This window comes from Acinetobacter sp. YH12137, from assembly GCF_013418535.1.
Lineage (GTDB): Bacteria > Pseudomonadota > Gammaproteobacteria > Pseudomonadales > Moraxellaceae > Acinetobacter.
The window spans coordinates 1-9,247 of sequence record NZ_VPBW01000059.1 but is presented as its reverse complement, the minus strand read 5'-3'; the positions used below and the strand labels follow the sequence as shown (position 1 = coordinate 9,247).

The 9,247-nt window shown below is 42.5% G+C and carries 8 protein-coding genes; 7 read left to right on the top strand and 1 reads right to left on the bottom strand.

The features are described from left to right. Positions 1–226: 226 nt before the first annotated feature. The 5 genes from FTU72_RS15585 (at position 227) to FTU72_RS15565 (ending at position 6,035) form a co-directional block, all read left to right on the top strand. Positions 227–937: a phosphopantetheine-binding protein gene (locus FTU72_RS15585; RefSeq protein WP_180032290.1), complete on the top strand. Its 711-nt coding sequence runs from the start codon at positions 227–229 to the stop codon at positions 935–937. 178 nt (positions 938–1,115) lie between these two features. Further along, complete coding sequence (locus FTU72_RS15580) at positions 1,116–1,712, top strand: RluA family pseudouridine synthase (RefSeq protein WP_306669496.1); 597 nt, start codon at positions 1,116–1,118, stop codon at positions 1,710–1,712. Between the two features lie 143 nt (positions 1,713–1,855). Then, positions 1,856–4,693 (top strand): RNA polymerase-associated protein RapA, encoded by a 2,838-nt coding sequence (gene rapA, locus FTU72_RS15575; RefSeq protein WP_159123766.1) that lies wholly within the window; start codon positions 1,856–1,858, stop codon positions 4,691–4,693. A gap of 146 nt (positions 4,694–4,839) precedes the next feature. Beyond that, entirely contained in the window at positions 4,840–5,106 is a 267-nt protein-coding gene (locus tag FTU72_RS15570; protein ID WP_004786323.1) for a PAAR domain-containing protein, read from the top strand. A gap of 128 nt (positions 5,107–5,234) precedes the next feature. Then, complete coding sequence (locus tag FTU72_RS15565) at positions 5,235–6,035, top strand: alpha/beta fold hydrolase (protein WP_034702914.1); 801 nt, start codon at positions 5,235–5,237, stop codon at positions 6,033–6,035. Positions 6,036–6,082: 47 nt separating this feature from the next. On the opposite strand, the gene fabR is transcribed toward FTU72_RS15565, so the two are convergent. Next, positions 6,083–6,760, bottom strand: coding sequence for an HTH-type transcriptional repressor FabR (fabR, locus tag FTU72_RS15560; RefSeq protein ID WP_004786319.1), 678 nt, complete (start codon positions 6,758–6,760; stop codon positions 6,083–6,085). A gap of 153 nt (positions 6,761–6,913) precedes the next feature. Between fabR and FTU72_RS15555 the strand changes: the two genes are divergently transcribed. After that, entirely contained in the window at positions 6,914–7,978 is a 1,065-nt protein-coding gene (locus tag FTU72_RS15555) for a ferredoxin reductase (protein WP_179993426.1), read from the top strand. A gap of 14 nt (positions 7,979–7,992) precedes the next feature. Beyond that, positions 7,993–9,087: an acyl-CoA desaturase gene (locus FTU72_RS15550; RefSeq protein ID WP_004786314.1), complete on the top strand. Its 1,095-nt coding sequence runs from the start codon at positions 7,993–7,995 to the stop codon at positions 9,085–9,087. The last annotated feature ends 160 nt before the right edge of the window (positions 9,088–9,247 follow it).

Below are 9,247 nucleotides of genomic sequence, written 5' to 3'. Positions count from 1 at the left end.
CCGAGTCGTAAAGCTCAGAAAGCTGTTATTGAACAAAGAAAGTTAAATCCTGTGCTTGACTCTTGTGGTTAAAAACAGGACATTTTAAATGGTTTATCACATAGACATTTTAATTGGTGAATAACATAGAACAATAAACGTCTGTAAAATCAAAGTGTTTTTCAAATCGATGCTAAACTAAAATAGCATGAATCATCATGCTATTTTGTATTTATAAGAGCCTCCCATGCTGTACCCCATGCCCAAAAAAATCCAACTCGCGCCATCTCAAGCCAAATGGCAGCTTACATCAAATGAATCTGTTTTAGTTCTTGTAGGCTTACAAAATCTACGCATGATACAGGGCATTCAAGACAGTGTGCTTATGCACAACCTGATTCAAATCAGCAACAAAGCCAAAGCACTCGATATTCCCATTGTCGACCTATATGGCGATGATTTAATGCAGGGTATGCAGCAACTTGGAGAATATGCTTCAACTCATCCACAACTGATTTTCGCCGGACAAATTACACCGATGCTGAAACAAATCCTGCCACATCTGCAAAGTGTAACTGAGCAAATTTGCGTGATTGATGATGCGATCCTATTGCCAAATCAGGAACAGCACATTCAGTGGATTGATAATATTTCGGCACAAGGTTTGCATCATATGAATAGTTATAGCTTGACCCGATTATGGAATCTGAGTGCGCCAGCAGAATATGTGTTGTCGAGCAAAGGTATTATGTTAGCAGTAGCAGAACAGCTGGATATGGATGCACTAGATATTGATCCATATGTAGATTTAAGACAATACGGAATGGACTCTGTAGCAGTAGTCAGTCTGGTTGGCACATGGCGTGCGCATGGTGCTGATCTGCGTTATGAAGATGTGCTGGAACACTCGTCATTACATGATCTAGCGAGCTTTGTAATGCAATCTGCACGTCGATAATCGGTAATTGGGTAATTTTCTTAAAATAATCGGAAATTTCATCGCCATTTACATAAATGCGCATTGTAATTATCACTCAAGCTTTCTATTATGGCCGCCTTGTTTTTCGCGATCAGCGTGGGATTGAACTTTGAGTAATTTTCTAACCGAACATCTGATACATCGTGATGAAGATTTTATGGTCATCCATAAGCCTGCAGGCTTACTCACAGTACCCGGTAAAACAGAAGATTTACAAGATTGCCTGATCAATCGCCTCATCAAATTAGAACCTAAAACTTTACTGATCCATCGTCTGGATCGAGACACTTCCGGTATCTTAGTATTTGCCTTAAGCCGTGAAGGGCAAAAATCCATTTCTCGCCAGTTTCAGGAACGCCAAACCGATAAAACCTATCAAGCCATAGTGGCTGGAACATTAGAAGGTAAGGGTATAGTTGATGTGCCTGTTATTTATGATCCAAGCTGTCCACCACTGCATATTGCTGAACCGAATCATAATAAGCCGGCAATTACAGAATGGCAGGCCATCGAACATTTTGAAATTCAGAGGCAAGCTGTGACTCGGGTGAAACTGACTCCGATTACCGGTCGTTCACATCAGCTCCGTGTACATATGCAATATCTCGGGCATCCGATTATTGGCGATACCTTGTATGCAACGCCAGAGCAGCAACAGCTTAGTCCGCGTCTATGCTTACATGCCGAGCGTTTAAGTTTTTATCATCCTAAAACACAACAGTTAGTTGAATTTAATTGTCCGGCTGAATTCTAGGAAATACTTGTTTAATCGACGTGAATTATGCTCACTTTTTAGTGGGCTTTATGTCAAAATACATTGCTTGAAGGTGTGAAATTTTGCTCAAATGACTTTTCGTGATTGAGCCTGATATTCATAATCTTGTACTTAAGATAAAGGTGGAAAAATTGCAGCAATTTGCTATTGGTCAACGTTGGTTATCAGATACTGAAACAGAACTCGGTTTAGGGGTTCTCATTGATGTTGATGAGCGATCGGTCAGCATTTTATTCCCAAAAAGTGATGAAACTCGCGTCTATGCTCGCAGTAACGCACCCTTATCTCGTATCGTATTTAATGCGAATGACGAACTGCAAGATCAGGAAGGTACGATCTGGACCGTTGAGTCAGTTGAAGACCGCAATGGTGTAGTGCGTTATCACGTGGTTCGTACTCTTGAAGATGGCACAGAAGAACGTAAAGCTTTAAATGAAACGCGTGTAGGTGCAACGATTCAGTTGTCTAAACCTTTAGACCGTTTACTGGCCAGCCAGATTGATTATAAAGAATGGTATGACCTGCGTATTGAAGCCTTGCTGATGCAAGCCAATATGCAAACCAGTCCATTGCGTGGTCTGGTCGGTTCGCGTGTGGGGCTAATTCCACACCAGTTGTATATCGCACATGAAGTCGGTCAGCGTTTCGCACCGCGTGTTTTACTGGCGGATGAAGTTGGCTTGGGTAAAACCATTGAAGCTGGTCTGATCATTCATCAGCAACTTAAAACAGGCCGTTCTGAACGTATTCTGATCTTGGTCCCGGATTCACTGCAATATCAGTGGATGATTGAGATGCGCCGTCGTTTCAATCTTGAATTCTCCCTATTTGATTTGGCTCGTACTGCATCGATCAAAGAGCATGATCCTGAACTAAATCCATTCCTGACCGAACAGCGCATTATTGCTTCTGTGGACTTGATGGTGGATCACGAAGATCTACGCGAACAGGCGATTGAAGCGGGCTTTGACCTGTTGGTTGTCGATGAAGCGCATCACCTGATGTGGTCTGAGGAAGAAGGCGGCAATGACCGTTATGATCTGATCGAAGAGCTGGCAGAGAAAACACCGGGCGTATTGTTATTGACTGCAACACCAGAACAGCTCGGTGTAGAATCTCACTTTGCACGTCTACGTTTACTTGATCCGCAACGTTTCAGTTCATTGGATCGTTTCCTAGATGAAGAAGAGCAATATCAGCATACCGCTAAAATCGCTGAAGTACTGATGTCAGACCTTCCACTGGAAGCTGAGCATTTCACTGCGATTGAAAGCCTGCTTGGTCATGCGATTGAAGATACCCCAGAGCAACGTTTCCGTGCCATTCATGAATTGCTAGACCGTCATGGTACGGGTCGTATCCTGTTTCGTAACACACGTGAAGCGATTCAGGGCTTCCCGGGTCGTGACTGTCAGCCAGCACCATTGCCAGCGCCAGAAAACTGGTCTAAAGATGGCAAACTACGTGAACAGATGTGGCCGGAAGAATCTCAACTTGATGGCTCGTGGATGGAAACCGATCCGCGTGTAATGTGGTTGATGGAAAAGCTGCGTACTGATCTGAAACACAAAAAAGTATTACTGATTGCCCGTAGTGGTCCAGTGGTTGAAGCACTGGAAAATGTATTACGTCTGCATGCAGGTATCCGTACTGCCATGTTCCATGAAGGCATGAGTCTTTTGGAACGTGACCAGGCAGCAGCTTATTTTGCTGAAGAATCTTATGGTGCACAGATTCTGTTATGTTCTGAAATCGGTTCAGAAGGCCGTAACTTTCAGTTTGCATCAGACTTGATCCTGTTTGACTTACCGGCCAATCCGGATGTTTTGGAACAGCGTATTGGTCGTCTGGATCGTATCGGTCAGGAAAACCGTATCCAGATTCATGTGCCTTATCTGGTGGGTACTGCGCAGGAGCGTATGTTCCGTTGGTATAACGAAGCGCTGAATATTTTCAGCAACATTTCTCCAACGGCGCAAACGCTGCAAGAAAACTTTATTGTTGCCCTGAAAGATTGCTTGCTGGCAGATAAAGGTCAGGAATTTGAAGATCTGCTGGAAGAAGTTAGCGTACAACGTGAAGCGCTTGAAGCCGAGTTGCAGGAAGGTCGTGACCGTCTGCTTGAGTACAATTCTTGCCGTCCCGTCGTGGCACAGGAAATTGTTAATGCGCTTGAAGACTATGATGACAATACCACCTTGCCAATGTTCATGAAGCGTTTTATGGCATCGACCAATATCGACTTTGATGAGCAAAGCAATGGTACGGTGATCATCAAGCCAACGGATCAGATGCAGGTACAAGGTTTGACCCTGGATGAAGAGGGCATGACAGCCACCTTCTATCGTGACCAGGCTCAGATCCGTGAAGATGCTCAATATCTAACTTTAGAGCATCCATTCACTGAAAGCGTGATGGAAATGATCAATACTCAGGGCTTTGGTAGTACCAACGTTGCGGTCTTAAAGTCTGCAGCATTGCCACAAGGTTCTGTATTGATGGAAGTGTGGTTCAAGGTTGATGTGGTTGCACCAAAAGCACTGAACTTACCGTCAAGCTTGCCACAGCAGCTGATCCGTGTATTGTTGAGTGAAAAAGGTCAGGATCTGTCTCAGAAGATTGCGCCTGAAATCCTGAAACCATATCTACATCATTTAGATGGCAATAGCTGCCGTCAGGTGGTGAAAGCACGCCGTGAAGTGATTGAAGCGCGTTATCAACAGGCATTGGAATTAGCTCGTTCAGCATTGCCAAACTTCAGGCAGCAGGCTAAAGAAGCGTATGGCAATAAATGGCAGTATGAAATTGACCGTCTGACTTACCTGAAACAGTTCAACCCAAGTATCCGTGAAGATGAAATCGCACGTTTACAGAAGCTGCAAAAAGAAGGCTTGAGTTTGTTAGAAGGTTTATCTGTAACACCTGAAGCGATTCAAGTAATGGTCGTGGTTAAGCCATAAGATCTAATGAATTATGAAAGCAGCTTTCGGGCTGCTTTTTTATGGCTGGAATTAAAGTCATGATTGAGCTTTTGGTCGGGCTGTGCTAGCTGATATTTTCTGTATTGTTTAAAATCAGCACCTCTAAGAATAAGAAATAAAATATCATGTCCAAAGCATTGATCACTATTGGCGCGAAAACCAGCCATGGCGGTATGGTCACTGAATGTGAAAACTCTTTTTTAATTAATGGCATGGCGGTGCATCTGAATGGCATGAAGCATTACTGTCCCAAGTGCCAAACTACCGTGACAGCTATTGCTAGTGATTTATCTACAATAGTCAAAGGCAGGGCTGTAATCATTGCTGGAGATAAAGCCAGTTGTGGAGCCACTTTTTTGCCGATGCAAAACCTGACTATTTCCAAAAAATAATCATCTATATCCAGACATGAGTTCATAGTGACTTAAAGGTCATAGATTGATGAATTTGGTTCTGTAGAATTTTGCATTTCAATATTAAGCTTCTTTCAGACTTTATAAAGAAATGATCAAAGAAAATAATGAAACAGGTTTTGCATTTTACTCATGCCAATGGCATTCCATCGGCAAGCTATCGCAAGTTTTTAAATTATTTTCAGGATGAATATCAGGTCAAGGCAATTCCGCTGATCGGGATGAATCCAGCCTATCCAATTACCAAAGACTGGCGTTATCTAGTAAATGAAGTGATACAGGATATCCAGCAGCAATCTCCGGATCAAAAGGTGATTGGGCTGGGACATTCATTTGGTGGTTTGATAACTTTAATGGCAGCCTATCAACGTCCGGATTTATTTTCCAAACTGGTGATCATGGATCCACCTTTCGTGATTGGTAAAAACAGTGCACTGTTTGAAGTCGTGAAAAAGCTCAACTTAAAAAGTATTGACCGTTTCACTCCGGCAGGTATTACCCTAAAACGTAAAGATTACTGGCCATCTAAACAGGACGCCGTTGAAGCGCTGAGATCGAATCGTCTGTTTAAGCATTTTGATGAGCAATGTTTTCAGGATTATATCGAAAGCGGGATTGTGCCTGATCAAGAGCGTGGAGGGGTAACTTTAGCCATTCCCAAACAGATTGAGGCAGAAATTTTCCGGACTGTACCGGCTTGGTGGTGGCGTACACCAAGAAAACCACCCCAGGTTCCGATACATTTAATCACAGCAGAGCGCAGCCAGTTTTATCAGCAAGGTTTACCACAAGGCATGCATAAGGTTTACCAAATTCATTATTCGGTGGTGCAGGGCGGACATATGTTTCCACTAGAGCATCCGGAAATGACGGCAAACCATGTTAAAGCCAGATTGAATAAGCTTTAATCTTGGTAATAAAAAAGACTCACTAAGAGTCTTTTTTTTCAGCTGGCTTAACGGATCTGAGATTGATCCAGATGACGGGCACCTTCCAGAATCATGCGAATCATGATCATGGTCTGTTCCGCAATTTCCTTACGGTCTTCAGGTGCCATATCGATCACATTGGCACCCATATTAAATACCAGTTGGGTAATCGCTCTGGCCGCAATCTCGGGATGAAATAATTTTTTATTATTTAGTCGTTCCAGACGGATCAGGTCTTCCTGAAGCTCCTGCTGGAAATAATTCAATTGGCGTTCGACTGCCTGTTTATAAGATTTTGAACCGGTATAACCTTCACGTAATAACAGGCTTAAATTACCTTCATCAGCATCCAGCTGGGCAATAAAGACCTCAACAGAGCTACGAATAATACTGTTCTGTTTCGATGCTTTTAGACGAGATTCATTGAGAATCTGACGCAGCACAATCCCGGCACGATCAATCAGTTCAATCGCCAGTTCATCGATATCTTTAAAATGACGATAAAAACTGTTCGGAGCAATTCCAGCCTCACGAGCAACTTCACGCAAGCTTAAAGATGAAATACTTTTTTGTGGTCCGATCAGGTTTAAAGCAGCCTGGAACAGTTCTTCCTTGGTAATGGTCGCTTTACGGCCCACACTACGGACAATAATGGGCTCATCAATGCTTTTCGATGGTAAAGACGCGTCACTGCTTATTTTCATTGAAGGCTCATTCATGAGGTGATTAGTAAAAGGCATTAACACATTATAACGAAGGCAGTCCAGCTTGTGAAATGATTAGAAACAATACAAATGTATATACAAATATATATACAAGTGTATAATAATTAAAAATCCAAGGTGATGTCTATAACGATGCCTGTACTCGAAAAGCTTAAAACGCCATTAAATACGCTGAAAGAGAGTGTGATTGATCCATATGCGATTAATTTCTGGATGCAGAAATTAAATCCTTTATGGTCAATGAATCAGCCCTTAGGCAAGATTGTGCGCAAAGAACATGCTGCGCAGGATATGCTGAGCCTGACGATTCGTGTCAATCATTTATTCCAGTTCGGTCAGGCGGGCCAGCATCATCCTGTATTTGTGGTGGTGAACGGCATTCGTTATGAACGTAGCTATAGTCTGACCCGTATTGATCAGCAGCATATTTTATTGACGGTTAAAAAAGTGAATGCGGGTAAAGTTACTACCTGGTTTGCTGAACAGGCTGAAGTCGGTGATATCATTGAATTCGGTCAGCCTTTCGGTGACATGACTTTGCCAGAACAGAGCAGCCCATTGCTTTTGCTTGCTGCGGGTAGTGGTATCACCCCAATGCTGAGTATGCTGGAAGCTTTAAAAGATAAAGCTGAACTGGCTGCACCAGTAACTTTATGGTACTGGGTTAAGAAAAACCAGGATGCTGCTTTCATTGCGCGTTTTGAAGAGTTGGCACAAAAATATTCAAACTTTTCTTATCGGGTATTCGCAACTCAGGAACAACCGGCTGCGCCGCGTCTTGATGAATCTTATCTAGATCAATTGCAGGCATTGGAACAAAGCACAGTCTATGCATGTGGACCATCAGGTTTTGTTGCGACTGCAGAACGACTATTTGCTTCAGCAAAACTGTTCAAAAGTGAAGCGTTCAGCATGAGTCTGAGTGATGAAGCTGATACCGGCTTTGTCAATGTAACCCTGACTCAATCGAAAAAAATCGTCACGATTCCTAAAGGCCAGTCGATTCTGGTGAGTCTGGAACAGCAGAATATCCGACCGACCCATGGCTGTCGTATGGGCATCTGTAATAAATGTGCCTGTAATAAAGCGGAAGGCTCAACCAAGAATCTGGTAAATGGCGCACAAAATACCGAGCCAGGTAATCTTTTAAAAATTTGTGTTAACTCAGCGCAGACTGACCTTGTCATCGACTTATAAGCGAGTTTTATCCTATGAATATGCCAGTAAAATTACAGTATTTTAAAAATCCTAAAAACCGTGAACTGACCCAGTCTGAGCTAGATGAACTTGCACGTGAGCTGGATGCCATCAAACAGGAAGTGCTGGATGATTTAGGTGAAAAAGATGCCAAATATATCCGTCGCGTATATTCGAGCATCCGTTATTCATCGATTGCAGGTCGTGCCTTATTATTCGCAGGCTGGTTCCCGCCAGCATGGTTATTAGGTACAGGCTTATTAGGCTTTGCCAAAATCATGGAAAATATGGAATTGGGTCATAATGTCATGCACGGTCAATATGACTGGATGAATGATCCGAAGCTCAATGGCCAAACCTACGAGTGGGATATTGTAGGAACTTCAGACAACTGGCGTCAAACTCATAACTTCAAGCATCATACCTATACCAATATTAAAGGCATGGATGATGATATCGGTTATGGCTTATTGCGTTTGTTCCCTGAGCAACGCTGGAAACCAGGTTATTTATTACAGCCAATCTACAGTATTCCATTTTGCTTACTGTTCCAATGGGGCGTAGCTATTCAAAACCTTGAATTGGGTAAATACTTCAAAGGCCGTAAAACCAAAGAGCAAACCCTTGAAGAATGGAAGCCAATGCAGCGTAAAATTGGCAAGCAATTATTCAAAGATTATGTATTCTTTCCATTGATTGCAGGTCCTGCAGCATTACCGGTATTGACAGGTAACCTGGTGGCAAATGGCCTTCGTAATATCTGGACTTTCAGTATTATTTTCTGTGGTCACTTTACTAAAGATGTAGAAGTGTTTCCGAAAGCTGTCATGGAAAATGAAAGCCGTGGTCACTGGTATATGCGCCAGATTCGTGGTTCTTCAAACTTGACTGGTTCTGAAGCGTTTCATATTTTGACTGGACATTTAAGCCATCAGATTGAACATCACTTATATCCAGATGTGCCTGCACGCCGTTATCGTCAAATGGCGCCAAAAGTAGAAGCAGTATGTAAAAAATACGGCTTAAACTATAATAATGCCAGTCTGGTAAAACAGTATGGCAGCGTGATTAAACGTATCGTGAAATATGCGTTTCCGTTTAAGAAGTAAGATAGATTTCAATAAAAAACCGCTATTCATAGCTAATGCCAGTCAGTTAAGAGATTGACTGGCATTTTTTTGGGTATTTCTGTGGTTTCCCTTTCACAACTCGTGGGTAGTTTCTACTTCTTTTTTTCGGTAAAACATACCTTTTAGATTTTTCCCTTAA

Excerpts from the sequence above, each read along its gene's own strand:
- FTU72_RS15585 (WP_180032290.1), top strand. The coding sequence starts at position 227 with ATGCTGTACCCCATGCCCAAAAAAATCCAACTCGCGCCATCTCAAGCC.
- FTU72_RS15580 (WP_306669496.1), top strand. The coding sequence starts at position 1,116 with ATGGTCATCCATAAGCCTGCAGGCTTACTCACAGTACCCGGTAAAACA.
- FTU72_RS15570 (WP_004786323.1), top strand. The coding sequence starts at position 4,840 with ATGTCCAAAGCATTGATCACTATTGGCGCGAAAACCAGCCATGGCGGT.
- FTU72_RS15565 (WP_034702914.1), top strand. The coding sequence starts at position 5,235 with ATGAAACAGGTTTTGCATTTTACTCATGCCAATGGCATTCCATCGGCA.
- fabR (WP_004786319.1), bottom strand. The coding sequence starts at position 6,760 with ATGAAAATAAGCAGTGACGCGTCTTTACCATCGAAAAGCATTGATGAG.
- FTU72_RS15555 (WP_179993426.1), top strand. The coding sequence starts at position 6,914 with ATGCCTGTACTCGAAAAGCTTAAAACGCCATTAAATACGCTGAAAGAG.
- FTU72_RS15550 (WP_004786314.1), top strand. The coding sequence starts at position 7,993 with ATGAATATGCCAGTAAAATTACAGTATTTTAAAAATCCTAAAAACCGT.